Origin of the sequence: Collinsella sp. LCP21S3_C7 (assembly GCF_052118485.1) — a bacterium.
Taxonomy (GTDB): Bacteria; Actinomycetota; Coriobacteriia; order Coriobacteriales; family Coriobacteriaceae; genus Collinsella.
Genome location: NZ_JBQKHC010000055.1, coordinates 1 through 704 on the forward strand (window position 1 = coordinate 1; position 704 = coordinate 704).

Annotated in this window: 1 protein-coding gene; it reads left to right on the plus strand. The window is 73.0% G+C overall.

Annotation, left to right across the window (positions count from 1 at the left end; all coding sequences use genetic code 11):
• Positions 1–12: 12 nt before the first annotated feature.
• Positions 13–704: Mu transposase domain-containing protein (locus ACTQ1E_RS08840; RefSeq protein ID WP_441565893.1), on the plus strand; the 692-nt coding region annotated here is incomplete at its 3' end.

Consider the following 704-nt stretch of genomic DNA (forward strand, 5'->3'; position numbering starts at 1 on the left):
GAGGCGGGCAGGATGGTACGCGGCGAGGTCACGGAATCGAGGCTGTTCTCGCAGTTCAGGGCCCACTACCGCTTCGAGAGCCGGTACTGCAACCCCTATTCGGGAAACGAGAAGGGCTCCGTCGAGAACGCCGTGGGGTTCCTCCGGCGCAACCTCCTCGTCCCCGTGCCGGCGTTCGGCACGCTCCCCGAGCTCAACGCGTTCCTCGCCGAGGGATGCGCGAGGATCAACGCGGAGTCGCGCTGCCGCGACGGCAGGCCGCACGGGGAGGCCTACCGGGAGGACCTCGCCGCCATGCGCGCCCTTCCCGGCGTGGAGTTCGACGCGGTGAGGTGGATCACCGCCCGCGCCGACAAGCGCGGCTACGTCGAGGCCGACGGGCGCGAGTACGTCGCCGGGCCCGCCTGGCACGGGCGGAGCCTGCTCGTCGGCATGCGCGCGACGACGGTGGAGATCCTCGCCGACCGCGGCCGCCGGGTCGCCGTCCTCCCCAGGGCCTTCGGGGAGGGCCCCGCGGTCCGGAACCCCCTCTCGCTCGTGCCCGCCATCATCGCCAGGCCGAGGGCCTTCGGGGAGTCGACGATCAGGCGCGACATGCCGCCGGGGCTCGTCGAGGGGATCGACCGGATGGACTCCGCCGGCAGGAGGCGCACGCTCAGGTCGATCGGCCGGGCGAGCGAGTCCTCGGGCTTCGAGGCGGCATG